The following is a 23,829-nucleotide window of genomic DNA, read 5'->3' as shown; positions in this document are numbered from 1 at the left end:
ATGACTGATCAGTGGAACCTCGCGACAGCCACCCTGGCCGGAACTGCAGACCCTCGCGAGAGCCTCCAGGGGCCTTACCGGCGGCTCGCCGATGCCTGGCGCTCTGACTGTCCAGGCGCGGACATCGCGAGCGACATCGCCGCCCTGGTGGGGCAAGTCCTCCGACACCGGCGGGGCGTCTCCGGACGTTCGAACCAGTTCATGATCCTTCGTCTCGATGAGCGGGGCGTTCCGGTTGAGGCCCTCCGCAGAGCGCATCTTTACGTCACAAAGTTCGGCTTGCACGAGCACCAGGTGACGCTGGGAGACGAGTGGTCCCCGGACTGGCTGCTCGGCGACCCCCGATGGATCGACGTGGCCTGCACTAGTCCTGACAACTTCAGCGGTCCCGCGGGAGTCGTGCCCACCTCGGCCCGCCCCGACATGGCAGTGCCAGTTGACCCCGCCGTAGCCGCCGTTGCAGGCGTCGACGCCTACCGCTCCCGTAGCCAGGCGAGCGCCGTCCGTGCGGCCGCTCTCGCAGAGCCGGGCGGCACGCTCCACGTGGTCCTGCCAACGGGGACAGGCAAGTCCCTGGTCGGCATCGCCCCCGGACTCCTGGCCCGAAAAGGAGTGACAGTCGTCGTAGTGCCGACAGTTGCGCTGGCCCTCGACCAGGAGCGTCAACTCCGTCATCGCTTTCCTCATCAGGGGCTCCCGAACGAATTGGCCTACTTCGGTGATCGGCCAACCGTCGAGAAGGACGCAATTAAGACACGTCTGCTCGACGGGACCCAGCGGGTTCTTTTCAGTTCACCTGAAGCGCTCGTCACCAGCCTCGCCCAGCCGCTTAGACACTTGGCTGCCCGGGGACAACTGAGCCATGTCGTGATCGACGAGGCGCACCTAGTTCGCACATGGGGATTGAGTTTTCGCCCGGAGTTCCAGCTCGTCGCCTCCCTGATCTCCGAACTGCGAGAGGTCGCCCGAGCGCAAGGGGTCACCCCACCCCGGGTCGCTCTGCTGACTGCGACGTTGTCGCAGCAGGGCCTGCTGCTGAATGACGAACTGTTCGCCGGATCCGGCACATCGCTGTTCGTTGGCTCGACCTTTCTGCGCACAGAGATCCGATATCTGTTTGCGCCGCCGGTCTCCAACGATGAACGGATCGACCGAGTCGTCGAAGCGTTGCACCACCTCCCGCGGCCGGCCATCGTCTACACGTCGAAGAAGGAATCAGCCGACGAACTCGCTGCCCGACTCGAGCAGGCAGGCTTCGGCAGGACGGCGGTCTTTCATGGTGATGTCGGGGCGGACGACAGGTTGCGCATCCTCCGAGCCTGGTCTGGCGACAACGGCCCAACGTCTGTCGACGTCGTCGTTGGGACCAGCGCGTTCGGGCTGGGCGTCGACCAAAGCGATGTCCGTACGGTCCTACATGCGTGTGTACCCGCCTCCGTCGACCGCTTCTACCAAGAAGTAGGGCGCGGTGGCCGCGATGGCCACGCCGCCCTATCGGTCTGGATGCCCAGCACCACGGATGCCCAAGAGGGGCGCAACATTGAGAACTCCACCGTCCTGGGCGACAGAAAGAGTTGGGGGCGCTGGGAGGCAATGCGAACCAGACGGGTCGCGGAGGACTTGTCCAGCCGGGAACTAGTCGTGGACACGAGCATCGTTCCTCCCTGGCTCGACTACCCGTCAGACAGCAACCAACTCTGGAACCGCAATACCCTGGTCCTGTTGCAGCGCGCCGGAGTCCTGGACATCGTCGATACGGCCCTACCGACTCTGGAGCGTTCTGCCGACGAGCCCGAGGCTGCCTGGAAGGGCCGCCTCGACGCCGCGTGGTCCGAATATGTCATACAAGCCACCGTGCGAATCCGCCCAGGAGTGGCCAACGTCGACGAGGATACGGTCCTCGCTGCGATCGACAAGGTGCGTAGGGAGATCCGCAATTCGGAGTCGAAGTCCCGGAACCGCATCGACCGCATGTTCCGACTTGAGGAATGCTGGGGCTCAATCCTGAGCGAGGAGTATGTCTATCAAGAAGTGGGCCTGATGCATGCTCACCAGGTGGTCGCCCCCGCCTGCTCGGGATGCCCCGCCGCCGGCCACGTTCATGAACCGTCATATCGCGCTGCGCGACCCATCGTGTCTGAGGCATCTCTACCCCAACTGCATCTAGCCACGAGTTCAACCCTGGAGGGGATGGCGAATGGCGGTCGGACCTTGGTAGTGACCTATCCCGAGGGAGATCTCCGGATCCATCTCGCCGAACTCGTCACCAAAGCCGTGTCTCACGGGATCCGAGGCATCCTTGCGTCTGCCAGCTTGGCCGGCTTGCCTGCTGTAGGCAATGCCGGCCGCTCGGCACCCGAGGGACTTGTCGCCATCGATCCGATCATTGCGGGGCCCCCCGGACAGTTCGCTGTCCCTACGCTTGTTCTACTGGACCCCACTGATCCACCGCGGCTGAGTTGGCTCGGCGGTGAGGCCGGAGCACTCCGAATCGTCGTGCTACCCGAGGGGGCCCCGGATCCGCAGTATCCGGGCCAGACCGTCAAGAGCATGCGCGTCCCACACTGGTCGCTTTCGTACTTTCTCAGGAGCTTGTGATGGCAGTACTCAACCCGCCACGAACTCTGCCGGGTCTCGGTCGGGCCATCGTGAATCACCTCCTCGACGCACGTCGTTCCTCCACCGAGGATGACCTCGTTGCCGCGTTCAAGCCGGAGGGCCTGAACGCCGGCGCGGAAGCCTCGGGCGGCCTGAAGAACACGATCTCCTCCCTGCGGGCCATCGATGTGCTCGACACCAACCCCGACGGCACCTTGCAACTTGGCACCCATGTCCCGGTCCCGAACTCTCCGTTCAATGCTTCCCAGTTTCGGCGTGTGCTACAAGCAAGGGTCTTCGACCTAAGTCGCGATGGCGACGTCTGGGCAACCCGACCCGGCGACGGTCACACGAGTGGCGCTCGAGACCTGAACCGGGCCGTGACCTGGGTGATGGCGCAAGATGCTCTGGGCCAGCCCCTCTCATGGACGGAGAACCTGCAAAGTCTGCAGCCCGAGCAATTCGGCACGAGCGATCAAGAGTCGTGGGCCATCGTCAATGACACCCGTTGGGTGGCTGCGTCGCGGTGGATCCTGGCTCTCGGACTCGCGACACCGTCCGTGATGAAGGACCGGTCCGGCGTCGTTCCCCTTCCAGTAGCAGCGGTCGATGACGCCCTCCGTCGTGTGCCGGAGGAGCGAATCGGAATCCATGATCTCTTAGCCCGAATCGGGCAAGCCCTACCCGCCCTTCACGGCGGGTCGATGCGGGCCGGTCTCGTGTCGCTCCTCGGCAATGACCCGGACCCCGGCATCGCTGCGGACTGCGCAGACAGCTCCGTCGGGCAGGCGTTGCGTATCCTCGAGGAGCGAGGGCGGGTGAAGTTCGAAACGCTGCCGGATGCGCACGGCATCCGCCTGTCCCGGTTCGATGCCACGCGCCAAACCCACGCCATCGTGAGGGCCGGAGGTAAGAAGTGACTTGGCGCGGCACGCTCTCGGCAACTTGCTGGAGCGCGAATGAGGCTTCGGCCATCATTCCCGTCGAGGCGGAAAGCACCTCCGACGGTGTATTTCTGTCTACCCACAGCACCATCCCGATCACACAACGCGACCAGGTCGACAGCGCCCAAGGCGGCGCGGTCGTCGATGAGTACGCATTGCTCCGGGCCGTCCAAGAGCAGCCGTCCGACCTGCCGATCATTCCCATCCTGGGCAAGTCCGGTACAGGCAAGTCCCACCTGGTGCGATGGCTTCGCACTCACCTGGAGACCAAGGACTCCACTCGCCTGATCTTCGTTCCGAAGCACCGGATGTCGCTGCGCGGGACCCTCGAACTGATCCTCGAGCACGCGACCGGCGATCGGGCCGATGAACTCCGGGCCAAAGTGGCAACCGCCGTGGACGGTGCCGCCGACGAGAAGACAGCACAGTTGAAACTGCGCAACGCACTGGCGGTGAACATCGAGACCCGCGGGAATCGATCCGACGGTTCTGCGGAGGAGATCGAACTCCGCGCTTACCTGGCTTCGGCCGGGGGCCTTCCTGCGCTGTTTGGAGACGATGTCTTTCGCAGTCGACTCCTCGACCAGAACGGCCCCATCGCCCGCCTTGTGCGCGAGAAGTTGTCCGGCAAGGGCGACGAGGACAAGGAGGACGCGTTCGGCTTTACCGCCGACGACCTGAACCTCTCAGTGGATGACGTAAACAGGGCCGGGCAGGCCGCCCGTGAGGTCGCCGGCGCCCTAACCAGTGAACCCAACTTCCGCGAACTCGCCGCCCGGATGATCAACGAACAACTCGGTCCATCGGTGAGCGAGGTCTTTGGCATAGGCGGGGACGACCTCAAGCAGATCCTGACCGACGTCCGAGTTGAGATGGATAAGCAGGGGCTCGAACTGCTGGTGCTCATCGAAGACTTCTCGATCTTCCAGGGCATCCAGGGGGGCTTGATCGACGCCATGACCATCATTTCGACCAAAACGCAGAAGCTCTGCCCGATGCGCGTCGTCATGGCGGTGACGACCGGCTACTTCGTCAATCAGATGCCGGAGACGGTCTACACCCGTACTTACCGCGTCTTCGACCTCGATCTCCCTGACGGGATCGATGCCATGTTCAAGCCGGTTGGGTTCGCCAGCCGTTACCTCAATGCTGTGCGGGTCGGAGCGGCGGAACTGGACGCTGCCTACGCGCGCGGTGACGAGTTGCCTAACGCCTGCGAACAGTGCCCGGTAAACGCCGCCTGCCATGCTTCCTTCGGTGAGGCCGACGGCTATGGACTCTTCCCATTCAACGCGGTCGCTCTCGACCGCGCCATCAAGAGCCAGTCCGCAGACGGCAGTTTCGTAGCTCGCGATGTGCTCACCCGTGTCCTTCGCCCCGTCCTGCATCGCGATCAGGCTGAGATCGACAACGGACGGTTCCCCAGCGACGGCTTCGCGAGCGAGTTCAGAACCGGCGCCGAGGACCGCCTCGCCAATATCGAGGATCAGGTGAAACTGCAGGCGCCTGGAGACGATGAACTAACCCGGCGACGTGTCCGACTCGTGAGGTTCTGGGGTGCTGGCTCGGGGGCAGAGAACCTCTCTCCGACTATCCATGCCGCGTTCAATGTCGCACCGGTCGACGGCCTGGCCGAGGCGGGGACCGATCCCCGAGGACCGAAGCCTGGCCCCACCCCGGCGCCAGGTCTCGCCCCTGCGCCGACGTCGACGGCGCAACGCTTTGCCGTGGAACCGACGCTTGTGAAGGCGGTAGATCGCTGGCTAGCCACCCAGGAGATTCTCCAGAGGGATCGCAACGATCTTCGAAATATCGTCTTCAACGCCGTCCGCGCTCGACTCGGCTTCGACGACGGTTTCGGCGGTGACAGTCTCTGGGGCAACGACAAGGCGCTCGCTCCGGGGTTTGAGGCGACCTCGGTGGAGTTCAACCAGGCGAAACTCACCACGGCTGTCCTGCCGATGGACCAATCGAACACTGACGACATGCGAGCGCTGCGTGCCCTTGCGTGGGCACACCACAAGGGGTCCTGGGCCGAGGTTCCGGACGGCGAGGAGCTGCAGCGGCTCGCGGAGACGAGGGTCGACGACTGGGTGAGCAAGGTCGGCGCGGCATTACTCCCGCCCGAGCGGGTGGAAGACGACTTCGAACTGGCTCGTGTGGTTGAGACCCTCTTAGGCATCGCACGAGCGCTTGGAGTCGCCGACGCCTTCAAGTCGGACGCGGCCAGCAAAGTCCGCGCCTTGTTCGCTCCCGCTCCTGCCCGACCCGACCCCGAGCCGAGGGCCGGCCTTCGAGCGCTGCACGCCTTCCTAGTTGACGGCGCTGGCACCGGCAGCTACATCACCAGGGTCAGCCGGGGCCAACTGCAGCAACGACTGCTGCGACACGCGTCCTACAGTCAGGGTGCCGGCAAGCCTCTCGCGCTCGATCTCAACAAGGTGATCAAGGTGGTCCGAGCCGGCGCAACAGGGGTGTCGTGGCCCGAATCGACCCCCGAGCTCATCAAGACCTCCGTTGGGACCATTGAGGCGCGGCTAGGGTCGATCGATGCCTTGCGCGAGGAGGCACTGAAGACGCTGCCGGATCTGTCGGATCTCGGCGGTGATCTCACCGACGTAGCGGCGGAACTGCTTGCGCTGGTCAACGAGCGCGCCACGGCCGGCGCGTTGCCCGGCGGAATCAACCCCGCTGATCTGCAGGCGACCGCTAAGGCAGTCAAGCCTGGAGATCAGCGCAAAGTAGAGACGGTCTTCGCTGAACTGAACCGATGGGATCGTCTAACCACCGAGGAGCGACAGCAACTTCTGAATGGCGACTGGGACGAGCCTGCCCGTCGAGTCAGTGCCTGGCTGAGGTTGGCAACACGGGCTGTTCAACTTCTGGAGAACAGCCTCGGGAATGGTGCAGCCTCCGATGTGCAACGTGAATACGCTGAGGCTCGCGAGCGGTTGGCCGACGGTCTCACTGTGATGGCAGACGCGATCGCGGGGGCCGCACTCGCGTTCGAGCCAGAGGAGACGGCATGACCCTGCGCAGCACCATCCAAGAACTGCGCGCACACGCAGACGTGGCCAACGACGAGCACCAGGTCAAGGTCCGCACCGGACACTTCGCTGACTTGAGTGCTCGGCTGAGTCCTCCCCTTTCGGAGTTGCCTGCTCTCAACATCGGTCTTGCAGAGATTGCGCAACTCGGCGCGGAGATGCCTCCTAGCGGCTACCAAGATGCTGCACAGATCGTGGAAGGCCTCCGCGCGCTGGCGAAGGAGGTCCCTACGTTGGGAATCGACGAGAACCTCGACCTTGCCAAGGCACGCGTCCGCTCCGCCGAGAAGTACGTCAGTGACCTTCGCGCTCTTGTCACGAGTTCATGGCAGTCGTTCGTGAACCAACCCCCGCCGGCTATCAACACTGGCCTTGTGGACGCGCTGGCGCGAAGCGGAGTCGACGTCGAGGAGATTCGAGACGCGCTCGAGACTGCTCGAAGTAACCTGCTCGCAATCAGCAGCAGGATGATCCCGGGGCGGGGGGCGGTGGAGCAGTTCCGCGCCGCGATCGAGGCCATCCACCGCTGCGGCGAAAAGCTTGGCGAGGTGGTTGATGCGGACATCGCCCAAGGCGTGGTTGGATCGCAAGAACCGTCCGGCATACCGCTTACATGGTTCACCCCAGAGCGCCTGGACAAGCTCGCCGACCTGGGCATCATCGACCGGTTCCGGGTGCGGCTCCAATGAACCCCGACCTCCTCACCAGGGTCCTCGACCGACTGGAGTCGCTCGAGGACCCGCTCCTGTGTTGGGGCGTAGTGGATGGTGGTTTCAGCACCGGCGAACTACGCCAGATCGTGGACGGAGAACTCGCGAGCAGCCACGAGTGGAACCTGGGCGCCGACGAAGTCATCGAGGAGATGACTACGCGCGCGTTGCTCGTTTACGACTCAAGCCTCTCGCCAGCCAGATGGCGGACTCGCAACGGCGAGACTATCCGCCTCGTCGCCCGACTCCGGCAGTGCTTTCTCCATCAGAACTGGCAATCCGGCATCAACCTGATCTCGGACTTCCGATATACGCGCAGGCCTCGCTTCTACCCCAAGCGTGACCACGCTTGGGACACTGTGCTGGACGGTGTCGACGGCGCAACTGACGCACACCGCAGGGTCATCGAGGTAATGACACAGCGCCAGGGCAAGCACGACCTCTTGGGTGGCTTCCAAGTCCGCGCTACCCGCCACATTCTGACTGCGCTGCAGGGTAAAACCACCACGGCGACGGTGGTGGGTGCTGGCACCGGAAGCGGGAAGACCAACGCCTTCTACCTCCCCGCCCTCAGCTTTCTGGCCGGCATCACCGACGCATCGGCATGGACTCGAGCGCTGGCGGTCTATCCCCGGACGGAACTCCTCAAAGATCAACTGGACACAGCATTCGCTCAGGCGCGCCGGCTCGACAACCTTTGGATCGACTCTGTCGGGCGATCGATGACGATCGGGGCTCTCTACGGCAGCACACCCACCAACGCGAAAAACGTGCGATCTTCGTACCGAGGCTGGGGAAAGCGCGTCCAAGGCATGGCCTCACCCCAGATGCGTTGCCCTGGAGACGGGTACTCGCCGTGTGGGGGCGAGCTAATCTGGCCGAACCAAGACATCGACAGTGGAGTCGAGCGCCTGGTGTGCAGCAACTGCCAGCGCGCATTCGGCCAAGACCACGTCGTGCTCACACGTCAGAGGATGCAGAGTTCTCCACCCGATCTCCTGTTTGTGACGACGGAGATGCTCAACCGTGGCCTTTCCGACCTGAACCTGTCGCGACCCCTTGGAATCGATGCACCTGTGGGCCGGAAGCCTCGCATGATGCTTCTCGATGAAATTCACACCTACGACGGCACGTCGGGCGCACAGGCTGCGATGGTGCTCCGACGTTGGCACCACAGTGTCCAGGCACCCATCACATTCGTCGGTTTGTCGGCGACGCTGTCCAATCCCATCCGGCACATGGCTGATCTGACAGGTGTCGCCGATGAGCAGGTCACGAGTATCACCCCAGAGCCCGAGGAGTTGGAGTACGAGGGCGCGGAGTACCTATTAGCGCTCCGGAGCGATCCCACCAGTGGCGCTTCGGTACTTTCCACGACCATCCAGACCTCCATGTTGCTCCCCCGCGCTCAGGATGAACCAGCCAGTCGAGTCTCCGCTGGCGTATACGGAACGAAGGCCTTCGTCTTCACCGACGACCTGGATGTCACCAATCGATTGTTCTCCTATCTCCTGGATGCCGAGGGGCAGCGCTACTCGTTCGGGAAGCCAAAGTCCATCAAGCCCCCCCTCGCCTCATTGCGCGCCAGTGGTAGTGGCGATCTGACGCGGCAGCGTCGAGCCGGTCAACTCTGGGACCTGCCAAGAGCGATCGGGCACAAGTTCGCCACCATCGGGGAGGGGCTCCGTGTGAGCAGGACAACCTCTCAGGACTCTGGCGTCATGGCCGACAGTCAACTGATCGTCGCCACAGCTTCTCTCGAGGTTGGTTTCGATGACCCGGACGTCGGGGTGGTCATTCAGCACAAGGCTCCGCGAGGTGTGGCGGCATTCCTCCAGCGCAGGGGGCGAGCAGGTCGGAAGCGCACTATGCGTCCCTACACCGCAGTGGTGCTGTCCGACTACGGTCGCGACCGAGCAACGTACGAGGCCTGGGACAGTCTCTTCGACCCGGTGTTGCCAGATCTGGTGCTCCCGATCCGCAACCGCGCGGTCCTGCGGATGCAGGCCACGATCGCGATGATCGACTGGCTTATGAGCCAACTGCGCCAACAAGACGTCCCGAAGACGACCATCGCTTGGACCGCCCTGGGTCAGCAGCCAACCGACAGTTTTGCCAAACCCGGCCGCGTGACCCAACTCAAGGCCGTCGAGATTCTCACCGCCGCACTCCGCGACCCAGACCGTCAGCGAAGCCTGCACACATGGATCCAGAAGGCGCTCGGCCTGACCGACTCCGAGGCCAACGAGGTCCTCTGGCATCCGCCCCGACCGCTACTGCTGGCAGCTGTCCCTACGCTTCGTCGCCGTCTTCTACACAACTGGGCGGTCGCAGGCCCGAACTCAGTCGACGAGTTCAGCGATCTCATGGGCGGCAACCCTCTGCCTGACTTCTTCCCAATGAACCTGTTCAGCGAGCTCGCCCTCCCCGAGACGTATGTCAGCATTCCGTCGCAGACTGACCGGGAGAGCGAACGCGAACTCCAGCCGATGGGGCTCGGGCAGATGCTGCGCGAATACGCGCCGGGTCGCGTCTCACGGCGTTTCGCGACCCGGAACCTTGATCACCGGCATTGGATCCCGGTGCCCATTGGAGTCGCCGACCCGGTGCTTGAGTTGACCACGATTCTGCCGAGGTTCGGAATCGAGGAACCGTGCACTATTGAAGTCGAGGGCACCCCGATGCTCACCGCGGTCGTGCGCCCCGATCAGGTTCTCGTCGACCTTCCCCCCGAAACGGTCAAGGATTCGTCCAACGCGACGATGCAGTGGCGTTCACAGTTCGCGGAGACCGGACCCGGGTTGATGATCCGCCTGCCGACGGCGGATCCCGTCGGCCGTCTCATCAAGGACGCCCGATTCTTCCTCCACGCGCAGAACGCTCATCTGAACGTCCACCGGGCCGCGGTGAGTGCAGACGCGACACTCAGTCTCACTGACGGCACCGAACAACGCGTCAGGTCCCGGTTCTCCCTGCATGGCCAGCCTGCGGCGATGGGTTCGACTTTCGATGTAGACGGGCTGCGAATTCAAGTCGCACTCCCAAGTGACGTCTGCGTATCGGAGGATCTCCTGCCGGGGCTGCGGAGCGCTTGGTTCAAACACGTCCTCCTCAACGACAATGCGCTTCTGGTATTGCTCAACCGCTTCCGCATCGACTGGCTGCACCAGTGCCTGGAGGCGATGCTCCTCACCACCGCAGTCCGCGACGAGCTGACGCTCGCGCAGGCCTACGCCGTTGTGCATGACTCATTCGACGACAGGCTCGCGGAGACTCTGGACGCGATGTTCCGGAGCTCCGGCGTGAGCGACTCAGAGTCGGCCACCCTGTCGAACCTGGGGGCCCGGCTCAAGGAGGCGCTGAAGAACCCAGCGATAGTGGCTCGCCTCGATGCGTTGGCGCCGCAGTACTGGGCGCCCGAGCCGACAGCCTTCAACCAGTGGGTTCGGGCGCGCACGCTGTCCACGATTGGTCACGCGGCTCTCGCCGCGGCTCGACAGATCTGCCCCGAGCACGACCCAGAGAGCGTCATCGTCGACATCGAGCCAGGTTATGACTCCGAGAACCGGCCGAGGACTGGCGAGATCTGGCTGACCGAATCATCGATCGGCGGCGGCGGCTTCATAGAAGCCCTCGCGGCTCGAGTTCGCCCTGACCCGCGGCGATTGCTTCGGCTCATCATGCGCGCCACCCAACCCAGCAGTTACGAACTCGTCGACAGCCATCTTCAGCGCGTAATTGATCTGACAACGACGGACGCGACCTGGGCCGGCTTGGTCAACGATTTTCGCTCGGCCCCCGACCAGCAAACGCGCGTCGACATGCTGGGAAGTATTCGAAGTGCCCTTCGAGAATCTGGGATATATGGCGCCGAACAGGCGGTCGTGTCGTCGCTCTCCAGCCGGGTACTTCGGCCAGGCTCGACGCCTGCTACCGATGCGTGCGTGGCGACCGTGACAACCGAGTGGAAGGCAGAGGAGCGCCGGCTCGGCGTTGAGATCCCTCCGCGTACCTGGGCCTATCTCGTGCGTGAGCGATCCGAACTCGATGCGGGCCTGGTGCTTGCTGGTGGAGGGACCTCCCGCCAGCGCATGGATGCCGTGCAAAGTCTGCTCTGGCCGCGAGGCTGGCAACTCCGAGCCGAACAACTGAGCGCATGGAATCCCTTCGCCGAGAATCTGCCGCCCGCTCCCGAGGTGTTGCGCTCGATCGCGTCGCAAGGTGAACCGCCACTTCCGCTAACCGACGGTTTTGAAGCCCGAGCCCGGAAGCTTCTGGCCGAGAGGGGCTCGGCGCAGGTGCTCGCGACACCGGAACAGGCACATGACTTGGCGAACCTGCTCGTTAGCCTGAGTACGGAACCGATAGTGACCGAGTACCTCAACGTGTACCCCGGCGTGGTGGAAGTCGACCACCGCGCAAACGGCGACGTGGTTGTCACCCTGGAACTCGCTGAGGTATCAGCATGAGGCGGATCACGACCTCGGGGCGCGGCCACACCCGTGTGCTCAACGATCTTATGCAAAACCTCCTCGCCACCGAGCTCCTGGTGCCGTCCCGGCAGCTCTGGGTGCTGTCACCGTGGATCTCCGACATCGACGTCATTGACAACACCGCCGGCCAGTTCAAGACCGTCCTGCCCGGCCTCCCATCCCGCAAGATCCGCTTCACCGAGGTGCTGATCGAACTGGCCCGAAGAGGCTGCGACGTCCGCGTCCTAACGCGCGATGCCGAAAGCAATGTCGTCGCGCTGCAACGGCTCGAGAACGTCGGCGGTTCCGGCTCGCGACCCACTGTGAGAGTCCATCCGCACCTACATGACAAGGGCATCTTGGGCGACCGATTCCACCTTCAGGGCTCGATGAACTTCACCTTCTTTGGCCAAGCGGTCAACGCCGAAGGCGTCACACTGACCCGCGACCCCCACGACATCGCCGAAGCCCACATCGCCTACAACGCCCTGTACGAGAGTGTCCACCATGGTCGCTGAGGAGTTCTTCGGCGAGGGCAACGAGATCGACCCCTCCCGTCTGCATCCTGAGCATGAGACATCGATAGACAATTGGCTCGAGGCCATCAAGCGGAAGCAGGTTGCGTTCCTCCCGAGGGTAGCGGCGGGAAGGTTGTATTGGTACGCCTTCGCGCCCACGATGCGGGAACAGAAGGAACTACTCACACTCCTCGACGCCTGGGTTGGTCCGACCTTCAGCGACCTCCCCGGGAGGAGGGGACGCCTGTATCCGCAAGATCCTTTTGACGCTGCGTTGGCATCCGAACGCGTGCCCCCGTTGCGGTTCGAGGTGCTTCCGCGCGGAAGTGGCGCGTCCCGCGACGAGGTGCGCCAAACACTGCTGGTTCTATCCAAACTGGTTTGGATGCGCCCGCGCTCAGAGTTCGATGCACCACGCACCACTATCGAGGTTCTCGACGACCTCGGCCACGCGCTTGGTGCCGGGGATCGCCGAATTGCGCTCGCGTGTCTCCGTGAACTCGAGGCGTCCGCCGATCTCGACCAGGCGAATCTGGCATTCCTTCGCATCCGGGTATACGCCGGGCTGGGGGACACAGCTGCAATCTTCGCCGACCAGGACCTGGAGCACGTCCTACAACTGCGGCGACCTATCGGAATCACACGCCAGCTCCAGACCGCGGTCTACGACCGTTACCTTGCGTCGGCGGACAACTCCGACGACGCATCCGCCCTTCTAGCCGCTGCAGGGCACATCCCCACGAACCTCCGTGCACTCACGACGAGCCGCCCCGCCACGACGCGGCCTTCTGTGGTCGTCGAGTTCATGCTTTCACTGCTGCGGAACGCCTCGACTACGTCGCTCGAGCGGTTGGCCGGCCAAGCCGAGGCCTTGTCGCCCAGTTTGGCCGACTCCCTTCGACTCCTCTTCGCGCCTACGAACGCTCAGGAACCGCAACCGCTAGCCCCAGCAGAGGCGCCGATTGCCGCGCCGGCGACACGTCCCGAACCGGACGCCGAGATCCACCGACTTGTCGAAGAGGGCGAGTTCGCCGCCGCAATCAACGTGGGTCTTGCGGACACACCGACACCAGGGCGCGCCGCCCTCCTCCTCGCGTGTGTACGGGAGTTGGAAGACGCACAAATCGCTGCCGACGTGGCCGCTTTCGTCGACGCATCGGGGCTCCGGGAGGCACCGCCCGAGAACGATGTCATCGTCCGCGCTGACCTCGGCTGGCTGGAGGGGTTCCTCAATCCGCAACGGAGCCTGGGATGGCTCGGCTGGTTCGACGCCCTACAAGCGGACATCCTCAGCGACGGAGCAACCGACTTTAGCCTCACCTCCGAGTGGGCGACCCTGGACCGATCCACCGTCGCCAACCGTCTGGCCTCCCTGGACGACGAAGCGTTGGCCCGGTTGGGAGACCACGGAGGTGCTTTCATGGCGGCGCACTCGGCGCTGTTCTCGGGAGCGGACGGCGCTGAGTTGTGCGAACGAGTGCTCGCGGCGTTCGCCGTCAGCGAGAAGAATTCCGTCGGTCTTCGAGTGCAGACGATCGCACTCCTAGAGTGCTTGGCAGCGTCGGGCCCGGGTTCCGCCATCTTGACCTCCGCACTCGAGTGGACGGAAGTAATTATCGATGCCGCCACCTCGGCTGTGACCGCCAGTTGGACGGTCGACGTCCTGCAGGCGGCCACTACGAGTCCGCCCGCCCTCGCCTTAGCTGCCAAGAGTCGCCTCTTCTACCGCGCACTCGACGTGTTGCGCCCAGTGAAATCCAGTCTCAGTCTCGCCGACATCGAGGGGCTCAGCCTGGTGGCAGAGGAGTTGGCGACCAGCCTGCCGGATGACTTCCAGGTCGAGAACTCAGATGTCGACCCGGCTGCTCCCTACCGGCACCTGAGGGACGCCGTTGTCGTCCTTTACTCACTCACGGAGCCTTCGATTACCCGCACAGCGCAGATTCTGCGCCGTTTGGTCCCAGGCATCGATGTGCGCACCACGTCCGAATACGACGGGAGCCAGCAACTGGCAGCCCTCAGCGCTAACGCCGACGTCTTCGTGATGGTCGCGGCTTCTGCGAAACACGCGGCCACTAACTTCATCAAGGATCACCGCGGCGGCTTGCCGATCATTCAGGTGAACTCTCGCGGCTCGTCGGCGATTCTCCGCGAACTAGCCGAAGGATGACGCGGCGTGTCGTCGGCTCGTCCCACCCCATTGCCACGAAGAATGCACACCCATCCGGATGGGCAGCCAAGATCCCCTTCCTCGACCACGTCCCACTCCAGTACGAGGACGACCAGGGAGTGTGTCTCGAGCCTCGCTCGCGCCTTCATGTGCGCTCTAGACGAGGTGCGGTCCCTGATGCAGGGTGGGTCTTCATCACCTAGTGATGCGCCTACAATAGACAGCGTCGGCGTCGTCGGAGGTTAACGAAGAAGAAGCGGCCCGAGGATGCCGGCTTCATTGGGCCCATGACGGTGGCCCTGCGGAGGCGACATGTTTGGACCTTCGATTCCGCGCCTCGTTCGACCTACGATCCGGCCTTCCCCGCTTGATCGCCCTGTCAGCCAGGGGCAAGGCCTGATAAGCGCCTGCCGGCAGTCCGCAGAAAGTCCGCAAGATGTTCACGGATCACCACCGTCGACCAACGGGGACAAGTCGCGTTTGCGCAGGTCAGCGCCTTGGGCCAACGTGAACCAGCGATGATCAACCGTGCGGGACCAATTCGAGATGTACCACGACCTTCGAAGGAACCACTCGGCTGTGGCCGAAGGCTGTCTGGTCCTGCGCCTGACGCGCGGACGCTCGATCAGAGGTCTCTACTTATTTAGCTTTTGCTAGCTCGAAAACCTCCTCGCAGGTCACCACCCGTTCGCGTGCTGGGATGGCGGCGCTCAGGCAGTTGAGCAACGTCGTCTTGCCGGCCTGGGTGCCCCCGGCGACCAGGATGTTGAGCCCGGACGCGACGGCCGCCCCCAGGAACCGCGCCGCGTGCGGGGTGAGGGTGCCGAGTGCGACCAGGTCGTCCAGGTGGGCAGCGCGCACCACGAACTTGCGGATGTTGACCGACCAGTGCGTCCTGGTGATGTCAGGGATCACCACGTGCAGGCGCGACCCGTCAGGCAGGACGGCGTCGACGAACGGGCTCGACAGGTCGACCCGGCGCCCACTCGTCTTGAGCATCCGCTCGACGAGGTCGCGCACCGCGTCGGCCGTCAGCATCGTGGTGGTGAGCTCGGCGACCCCTGCCCGGGCTACGAACACCTTGGTGGGCTCGTTGATCCAGATCTCCTCGACCTCGGGGTCGTCGAAGTACGGCTGGAGCGGTCCGAAACCAGCCACCGCGTCCTTGACCTCCTTCACCGCGGCCTCCAGATCGGCCAGCGCGGGAAGACTCCCGTGAAGGGACCGCTCGTCGTAGTCAGCCACGGCGTCACGGACGAGTCGGTCCAGCTCGCCCACGTCCCGGGCAGGGTCGACCCCCGACCGCCTGATCAGCTCCCGGACCTCGGACTCGACAGTCATGACAGCGTCCAACTCACCCTCCCCCTGACGTCCCAACCACCTTGGTCGGCAAACTCCCGTTTGCTTCCGGTTGCGGACGTCGTCGTCATACTAAGGCCACACGAGGCCGGACGCTTGCGCTCGTCCACAGCTGTGTACAGCCGGCTGGGGCCAGGGCGTAGCGCGCCTACGGTCGACCGATGCGACTTCAGCTCACGGTCGTGCAGCTTTCCTCCGCGCCGGCCCGGTCGGGACCCTGTCCACTCGAGATCGAGGTCGAGGCTCCTGCCGGCTCCACCTCCCGCGAGCTCGCCCGCGCCCTGGCGGATCTCGTGGTCCGCGGTGGCCACCACGAGCTGCGGGACCCCGTGCTCGCCGTCGGCGGGGCCGCGGTCGCCGACGATGCGCCCGTGGGGCGGCACCCGCTCGTCGACGGGGCGGCGCTCACCCTCGCCACAAGGCATCAGGTCAGGCCCCCGCCATCCCCCAGCCACCCGCGCACGCCACTGACGCTGGCGGTCGCCCACGGTCCTGACGCCGGCCGGACGATCGACCTGCCACCAGGGGTCTACACCCTGGGGCGATCCGACGAGGCCACCGTCAGTCTCGACGACGAGCGCATGTCACGAATTCACGCCCGGATCACCGTGACAGGTGAGGGCCTCACCCTCGCCGACCTCGGGTCGACCAACGGCACCCGGCTCGATGGGGCCCGGGTCGGCGCCGACCCCCAGTCGCTGCGCGTCGGCTCCACCGTCCAGGCCGGCGACACGATGCTGGCCATCCGCCAAGCGGGTGAAGTGCCCGCCGCGCTCAGCCCCCGGCCGGACGGAACCACCACCGTCAACCGGCGACCCCGGCTGCTCTCGCCGCCCATCCCGGTGACCATCGTGCTGCCATCCCCACCCGTCCAGCCGGGCCGCTCGAGGCCGCCGTGGATCGCCATGCTGCTGCCCGTTCCGTTCGCCGCCGCCCTGGCGGTGTTCTTCGGCCCGATGATGCTGGCGTTCGCTGTGATGAGCCCCCTCGTCCTGGCCGGGACGGCCCTCGGCGACCGGGTGGGGAGCAAGCGCAGGTATGCCGCCGAGCACGCGGCATACGAAGGTCACCTTGGGGCGGCACGCGAGCGGGTCGCGGCAGCCTGCGAGGAGGAGTCCCGCTCACTGCGGCGGTCCCTGCCCGACCCCTGCGAGATCCTGGCGATCACGACGCTACCGAGCGCGCGGCTGTGGGAGCGCCGACGAGGTGACCCCGACTCCCTCATGGTGAGCATCGGCCGGTGCACGAGGCCCGCGACCGTCCGCGTCGTGCGGCCATCGGCCGACGCCGCCGCGGGCCAAGACCCGGGCGATGACGTGGAACGTCCTGCGCTGGAACGGGTTCCGTGTGCGGTGGCGTGGGCTGACATAGGTGTCCTGGGGGTCTGTGGTGAGCGTCGAGCAGCCCTGGGGGTGGCTCGTTCCGTCCTCGGTCAGCTCGCCGCCCTGCACTCACCCCTCGACCTCGAGCTCGTCCTCGTCACGGGGAGCACTCACGCCGACCCGAGCTGGGCCTGGCTGGCCCGACTCCCGCACGTCCGACGTCCGGATGGCCACCCCCGCCACCAGTGGGTCACGAGCCTGGACGGCGACACCCCGGCGGCGCCCGCGGTCGTCGACCTCGCCCACCGGGTGCGTGCGCGTCGCGCGGCGTCCAGCTCCGCCGCGGCCCCGTGGCGAGGACCCCAGACCGTGGTCGTCCTCGACGGGGCCTGCGCCCTGCGTCGCCTGCCTGATCTGGCTGAGGTGCTCGAGCACGGTCCGTCGGTCGGGATCTGCGTCCTCGCCCTCGACCCGGATCGAGCCGGCCTGCCCTCCGAGGTGGCCGCGATCCTCGACCTCACCAGGCCCGCGCACCCGTCGTTCCACGCCCCGGGTCGCGTCACCACCGACCTGGCGGTGGACGGGGTCGCGGGGTGGTGGGCGGACCGGCTCAGTCGCGCGCTCGCACCGTTGCGCGACGCCACGCCGGGGAGCCAGGAGAGCTCGTTGCCGACCACCGTCTGCCTGACCGAGCTGTGGGGCCGCGGGCCGGGCGATCGGGCCAGCACCGAAGGCCAGTCACTCGACGCCGCCGCGGTGGTTCGAACCTGGGAGCGGACTCCGCACTGCACCGCGGTGCCTGTCGGCGTGACCCCTGACGGCCCCTTCGTCGTGGACCTCGCCGCGGACGGGCCGCACGTCCTCGTGGCGGGCACGACCGGCGCCGGCAAGTCCGAGCTCCTGCGAAGCCTGGTGGCCTCCCTGGCGCTCCACAACCGGCCGGAGCACCTCGCACTCGTGCTCATCGACTATAAGGGCGGAGCCGCGCTCCGGGAGTGCGCCGGCCTGCCCCACGTGGCCGGCGTGGTCACCGACCTCGACGAGCACCTGGCTGACCGCGCGCTCGTGTCGCTGATGGCCGAGCTGAAACGACGTGAGCGGTCGTTCGCCGACGCAGGTGTCCCGGATTTCGTTGCGTACCAGTCCTCGTCGACCTGCAGGGCCGCTCCCCTGGCGAGACTGGTCATCGTCGTGGACGAGTTCCGGGCCTTGACCGAGGAGCTCCCCCAGTTCATCGACGGGATGGTCCGGGTCGCGGCCCTGGGCAGGTCGCTCGGCGTGAACCTCGTCCTGGCGACGCAGCGGCCGGCGGGTGTCGTGACGGCCGACATCAAGGCCAACGTCAACCTCCGCATCGCCCTGCGGGTCCGGGACCGGACTGACTCCGAGGACGTCATCGACGCGCCCGACGCCGCAGGTCTGGACCGCGGTGTCCCGGGGCGTGGCTATGCGAGGACCGGGGGTGGCCCGCTGGTGTCCTTCCAGGGCGCCCACGCGAGCGGGACGTCACACCCTCGGGAACGACCCGGCATACGCGTCAGGATGGCCGCCTGGGACCAGCCTCCGACGCCATGGCCGGAAGCACCGGGCATGCATCCCGCGGCGGTGTCGGACCTCGTCGAGGTCGTCGAGGTCGTCGCGGCGGCTGCTGACCTGCTGGACACCCGCCAGGCTCCGAGCCCGTGGCTGCCGCCCTTGCCGACGCGGGTCGACGGGAAGTCGTTGCCCGCCCCCTCCGCCGGCCGCATCCCGATCGGGCTGACCGACGAACCCCAGGCCCAGCGCCAGCGTCCGCTCGAGGTCGACCTCGCCGGGTCGGGGCACTGGGCCTTCGTCGGCGCCGTGGGAAGCGGGCGCAGCAGCGCCCTGCGCACCGTGGTCCTCGGCGCAGTCGCCGCGCTCGACGCCATCCGGCTCCACGTGTATGCCGTGAGCGGGGGCTCCCTGGCGGACCTCGAGGCGCTGCCCCACTGCGGCGCGCACGTCGGGTGGGACGACCTGCCCAGACTCGAGCGCCTGGTCCAGAGGCTCGCGACTGAGGTGGCCGCCCGCAGGCGGCGACTCGCCGCGAGCCCGCACCCCACGATGGCGGACTGGTGGCGGGCGTCCGACGACGTGGCGCCTCCTCGGCTCCTGGTCGTCGTCGACGACTGGGATGCCCTGGCCGGGCGCGCCGACGAAGCGACCCATGGGGCCCTGGTGGAGAGGCTGCTGCGGCTTCTTCGCGAGGGTGTCGGGGTGGGGCTCACCGCCGTGCTGGCGGGAGATCGGGCCCTGCTGGTCGGGCGGGCTGCCTCGACACTGAGCCATCGCGTCCTCCTGAGGCTCGCCGACCGGACCGATCTGCTTCTCGCCGGCCTCCCGGTGAAGGCCGTCCCCGCCACCCAGCCGCCTGGCCGGGGCGTCCTGGCGGACGGGACAGAGGTCCAGCTGGCCCTGCCGCCGCGACGGATCACCCACCATCCGGCCCCTCAGTCGCGGAGAGAATCGGCGGCGGAGTCGGACGATGGCACACCTCCCGACAGGCGACCCTGGCGAGTCGACGCGCTCCCGAGCCGGGTGGAGGCACGGTCCCTGCCGACGTCCTCCGGCGACGAGGACCTGGTGTCACTCGGGCTGGGCGGCGACGAGCTCGGAGTGCTGGGCTTGTCGGCCCCTCGCGATGGTCGACGCTGGATCGTGGCCGGCAGCAACGGATCTGGTGTGTCAAGCACCCTGGTGGTGATCGCCGCACAGCTGCTGGCGCAGGACCGGCAGCTTGCCGTCGTGGCTGCCCGACCGGGCCCGTGGATCGCCCTGCGACACGATGCGCGGGTCCTGTGGTGCGACGACCCGACAAAGCCCGATGCGCTGGTGGCGACGCGTCGGGCGGTTCCGGACCTGGCCGTCCTCGTCGACGATGCCGACGAGCTGCTCGACTCCGCCGTCGAGGCCACGGTGGCGCACGTGTCCGCGATGGTCGATCGCGACGGCGGCCTGGTCGTGGCCGGCGCCGACGCGGGTGCCTTGTCGGCGCAGTACCGAGGCCTCGCCGTCGAGCTCGCCCGCCACCGCACGGGGGTCCTGCTGGGGCCGGCGAGCTCCGTCGAGGCGGAGGTGTTCGGCGTGCGGGTGCCACTCGACCCGGGTGCCATCCCTGGTCGCGGCTACCTCGTGCGCGGTGCGGTGGCCACGCCGCTGCAGGTGGCCGTGGCGACCCCCGACAGGCCCCTCAACGCGTGAGCGGCGACGTCCCTCGCGCTCAGTCCGCCGAGACCTCGGTGTCCTCGCGGTCCCGGGTGTCGGCGCGGATCGCCGCCACGATGCCGACGAGTGCCACCAGGATGACGAGGGCACCCAACAGCCCGTGGCCACCCTGCACCAGGCTCCAGCCCACCGGGAGCAGCAGGAGGTTCCAGACGACCGTCGGAGTATTCGGCCAGTTGTCACCCCGCAGCCAGCCCCGGGCCATCGCGGCGATGCCGACGGCGAACACGGCGATCAGCAGGGCCGACATGACCACCCGGGCGACGTCCCCGCCCGAGCCCTGGGTCAGCTCCCAGAGGTAGAACACGACGAACCCCAGCAGCGTCACGGCCTGCGCTGCGCACACCATGCCTGCCACGGCACGGAAGCCGTCACGCGGGCGGGACGGGACAGGAGCGGGGCTGGTCACAGGACTCAGGCTAGGCCCGGGCGCGGACGGCGCGCACGCGGCATACCGACGACGTCCGGAACGCGCCGACGACCCGGGACTCTCGCCGCGCCGGTCCCGGTTGACCTTTATCCGGGCGTAGGATCGGCCCCCGGACAGTTGCTCCGTCCGACATGTGACCAATACCTCACTGTCACACAGCCGACATCTTGTGCTCAGCGCGGCGATTCTGAGCCGGATCTGGGAGCCTGGAACAGAAACACCCCCCAACCCGTTGGCAGAAGTGCGTGCGCCCCCTCAAAATGGGTGCGCACGTGTTTCTCCCTGTGTCGAAATGGGTCGGCTAGGCTTGCCGGTCGGCCCTGACTCTCAGGTGCTCGACCCCCGCACACCCCGCAATGACGCGTCCGTGCCGTGAGGTCCGCAACCCAGGGCCCACCACACGGACGCGACCCCTGTCACCGCAAGGAGCACGATCTTCATGGACTGGCGCGACCGCGCTGCCTGCCTCGACGAGGACCCTGAGCTGTTCTTCCCGATTGGGAACACCGGCCCGGCCATCCTCCAGATCGAGGAGGCGAAAGTTGTGTGCCGACGCTGCCCGGTTGTCGACGTGTGCCTCAAGTGGGCCATCGAGTCCGGCCAGGACGCCGGCGTCTGGGGCGGCATGTCCGAGGACGAGCGCCGGGCCCTCAAGCGTCGCAACGCCCGCGCCCGCCGCGCCGGCTGACCCACCCTCTCCGGAGAAGCAGGCCCTCAGGAGAAGTCCCGGCCCAGTGGCCGAAGCCGCGCGACGAAACGCACCCGCGTCCCGTGCGGCTTTGCTGCTTCCCAGGTGATCCGCCCCCGCAGGTCCTGGATGAGCGACTGCACGATCTGGGTGCCCAGGCCCGACCCACCCGGCTTGAAGTCGCTCGGCAGGCCCGCCCCGTCGTCGGTGATCGTGACGGTGAGCAGCTCGTCGCCGTGCTCGTCGGTGGAGCGGCTCGCCTCGACCTCGACGGTGCCACCGCCGGTCTCGGCGAGGCCATGCTCCACGGCGTTCTGCACCAGCTCGGACAGCACCATCGCGAGCGCAGTCGCGTCCTCGGCCCGCAGCGTCCCGAACGAGCCCTGCACCCGTGACGTGATCGGGTGCTCGACCTTGGCCACCTCGGTGATCGCCTGGAGCCCGCGCACCGCGATGTCGTCGAAGTCCACCGTCTCGTCGAAACCCTGGCTCAGCGTCTCGTGCACGAGCGCGATGACCCCGACGCGACGAACCGCCTCCTCGAGCGCCGCCCGTCCCGCCTCTCCTTCGGGCAGCCGCCGCGCCTGGAGCCGCAGCAGCGCCGCGACCGTCTGCAGGTTGTTCTTCACGCGGTGGTGGATCTCGCGGATCGTGGCGTCCTTGGTGAGCAGCTCGAGCTCGCGCCGCCGCAGCTCGGACACGTCACGCAGGAGCAGCAGGGCGCCTACCCGGTGGCCGCCCTCGGTGAGCGGGATCGCCCGCATCGACACGCTCGCACCGCGCGAGGTCACCTCGGTGCGCCACGGCGCCCGTCCCGTCACGACGAGCGCCAGCGACTCGTCGACGGGCGACTCGTCACGCAGCAGGTCGGCCACCACCTTCGCCAGCAGCTCACCGATGACGTCGCCGACGTGCCCGAGGCGGTGGACTGCGGAGAGGGCGTTGGGGCTCGCGTACGACACGATCCCGTTGACGTCGAGGCGGATCACGCCGTCACCCACCCGGGGCGCGCCGCGTCGCTGCCCCGTGGGTGCGGCCGTGTTCGGGAACTCCCCCGCGGCGATCATCCGCGCCAGCGCGTCCGCGAGCGCCTGGTAGGTCAGCTCCAGCCGGCTCGGCGTCCGCATCGCCGCCAGGTTGGTATGCCGCGTGATCACGGCCAGTGCGCGGCCGCCCCGCACGACCGGGATGGCCTCCTCGCGGACCGGCATGTCGTCGCGGAAGATCGGGTCCTTCTCCCGCACGATCCGCTGGTCGAGGTAAGACTGGTCGAGCAGTGACTGCCGGCCGCGGTGCGTGCGACGGCCCACGACGTCCTCGAAGAAGACCATCTGCCCCGTCGTCGGTCGCACGTGCGCGACGGCGAGCCAGCCCTCGATGCCCCCCGGCACCCACAGCACGAGGTCGGCGAACGACAGGTCGGAGATGAGCTGCCAGTCACCGACCAGCAGCTGCAGCCACTCGACCTCTGCGGGCGCGAGGTCGGTCGCGGACTGGAGCACCTCGTTGAGGGTGGGCACGCGGGAAGCCTAATCGGCGAGCCCGAGCGCCCGGGCCACCGGCTCAGGCCGGGCCGCCAGTCGCCGGCGGCCGGGTAAGTCGCGGATCAGTCGATGGTGACGGGGTCTCCCACCGAGATCGTCCCAGGCCGGACGATCGACGCGTACAACCCGGCATTCAGGTCGTGGTGGTCGCTGATCGCCTTCAGCATGTCCGGGCGGGCCTCGAGTCCGACCTGCGCCACGCTGACCATCCGGCACCGCTCGATCGGCTCCGCGACGTTCACCTGCACCGCACCGATGCTCACCACGTGGCCGATCCAGTCCTCCTCGGCATAGGGCTGCGTCGTCCGGACCACCACGTTGGCCCGCAGGTGCCGCGGGTCGAGCGGGCGACCGTCCCCCTCGTGGCGACCGAGCTCGACGAGGGTGGCGCTGCCGACGATGGACAGCTGCCCCGCGTCCTGGTGCATGACGTCGGTCTCGGGGCGCAGCGTGACCGGCTCCCCGAAGTGCTCGGTCAGGATCGCGTCCGAGCCGTCGTGGCCGACCACGACCTCCGTGCCGTCCGCGAGGGTCACCACGGTGTCCCCTTCACGCGTGGCTGCGACGAGGTCGAAGACCGGGTCCATCCGGCGGAAGCGGCGGCTGTTCTTCCCGCTGGCGAGCTTGCCGTCGGCGCCGTAGACCGCGTACTCCCGGTCGCCGCGCAGCCCGGTGGGCCCGACCTCCACCGTCGACAGGGACTCCCCGCCCATGGACTTCACCGGGTAGCGGGTCACCAGGAGCACCTGGGTGTCCGTCGACTGGCTGCTCGTCATCGCCA

At 66.8% G+C, this 23,829-nt stretch carries 12 protein-coding genes and 1 pseudogene; 9 read left to right on the top strand and 4 right to left on the bottom strand.

The features are described from left to right. The 7 genes from dpdF to dpdD are packed head-to-tail and all read left to right on the top strand — an operon-like array spanning position 1 to position 14,459. Positions 1–2,598, top strand: a complete 2,598-nt coding sequence (gene dpdF / locus BJ986_RS11210; protein ID WP_179422053.1) for a protein DpdF — start codon at positions 1–3, stop codon at positions 2,596–2,598. Further along, positions 2,598–3,518 carry a protein DpdG gene (gene dpdG, locus BJ986_RS11205; RefSeq protein WP_179422052.1) on the top strand — a complete coding sequence of 307 codons (921 nt, stop codon included), beginning with the start codon at positions 2,598–2,600 and terminating at the stop codon, positions 3,516–3,518. Before dpdF ends, dpdG begins: the two co-directional genes overlap by 1 nt. Continuing rightward, positions 3,515–6,571: a protein DpdH gene (gene dpdH, locus BJ986_RS11200; RefSeq protein ID WP_179422051.1), complete on the top strand. Its 3,057-nt coding sequence runs from the start codon at positions 3,515–3,517 to the stop codon at positions 6,569–6,571. The genes dpdG and dpdH overlap by 4 nt, the downstream gene beginning before the upstream one ends. After that, the gene (locus BJ986_RS11195) at positions 6,568–7,278 is read left to right on the top strand and encodes a hypothetical protein (protein WP_179422050.1); all 711 of its coding nucleotides are present in this window, start codon (positions 6,568–6,570) and stop codon (positions 7,276–7,278) included. The genes dpdH and BJ986_RS11195 overlap by 4 nt, the downstream gene beginning before the upstream one ends. Next, positions 7,275–11,768, top strand: coding sequence for a protein DpdJ (gene dpdJ, locus BJ986_RS11190; RefSeq protein WP_179422049.1), 4,494 nt, complete (start codon positions 7,275–7,277; stop codon positions 11,766–11,768). The genes BJ986_RS11195 and dpdJ overlap by 4 nt, the downstream gene beginning before the upstream one ends. Beyond that, positions 11,765–12,289, top strand: coding sequence for a phospholipase D-like domain-containing protein DpdK (dpdK, locus tag BJ986_RS11185; RefSeq protein WP_179422048.1), 525 nt, complete (start codon positions 11,765–11,767; stop codon positions 12,287–12,289). The genes dpdJ and dpdK overlap by 4 nt, the downstream gene beginning before the upstream one ends. Beyond that, a complete protein-coding gene (dpdD, locus tag BJ986_RS11180; protein ID WP_179422047.1) occupies positions 12,279–14,459 on the top strand; it encodes a protein DpdD in 2,181 nt (726 codons plus the stop codon). The genes dpdK and dpdD overlap by 11 nt, the downstream gene beginning before the upstream one ends. 654 nt (positions 14,460–15,113) lie before the next feature. Here dpdD and BJ986_RS11175 read toward each other — a convergent pair. Further along, positions 15,114–15,800: pseudogene (locus tag BJ986_RS11175) on the bottom strand (CpaF family protein); the annotation flags it as partial. A 179-nt stretch (positions 15,801–15,979) separates the two neighbouring features. On the opposite strand from BJ986_RS11175, the gene BJ986_RS11170 reads away from it, so the two are divergent. After that, complete coding sequence (locus tag BJ986_RS11170; RefSeq protein WP_179422045.1) at positions 15,980–20,362, top strand: FtsK/SpoIIIE domain-containing protein; 4,383 nt, start codon at positions 15,980–15,982, stop codon at positions 20,360–20,362. 19 nt (positions 20,363–20,381) lie between these two features. Here BJ986_RS11170 and BJ986_RS11165 read toward each other — a convergent pair whose 3' ends face one another. Then, positions 20,382–20,795: a hypothetical protein gene (locus BJ986_RS11165; RefSeq protein WP_179422044.1), complete on the bottom strand. Its 414-nt coding sequence runs from the start codon at positions 20,793–20,795 to the stop codon at positions 20,382–20,384. Positions 20,796–21,255: 460 nt separating this feature from the next. Between BJ986_RS11165 and BJ986_RS11160 the strand changes: the two genes are divergently transcribed. Further along, positions 21,256–21,504, top strand: a complete 249-nt coding sequence (locus tag BJ986_RS11160) for a WhiB family transcriptional regulator (protein ID WP_140736930.1) — start codon at positions 21,256–21,258, stop codon at positions 21,502–21,504. Positions 21,505–21,530: 26 nt separating this feature from the next. On the opposite strand, the gene BJ986_RS11155 is transcribed toward BJ986_RS11160, so the two are convergent. Then, positions 21,531–23,024: a histidine kinase N-terminal domain-containing protein gene (locus tag BJ986_RS11155; RefSeq protein WP_179422043.1), complete on the bottom strand. Its 1,494-nt coding sequence runs from the start codon at positions 23,022–23,024 to the stop codon at positions 21,531–21,533. Positions 23,025–23,110: 86 nt separating this feature from the next. Beyond that, complete coding sequence (locus tag BJ986_RS11150; RefSeq protein ID WP_179422042.1) at positions 23,111–23,824, bottom strand: MOSC domain-containing protein; 714 nt, start codon at positions 23,822–23,824, stop codon at positions 23,111–23,113. Between the last annotated feature and the right edge of the window lie 5 nt (positions 23,825–23,829).

The sequence above is a fragment of the Pedococcus badiiscoriae genome, from assembly GCF_013408925.1.
Classification (GTDB): Bacteria; Actinomycetota; Actinomycetes; order Actinomycetales; family Dermatophilaceae; genus Pedococcus; species Pedococcus badiiscoriae.
This window is presented reverse-complemented; position numbering and strand designations above follow the sequence as displayed.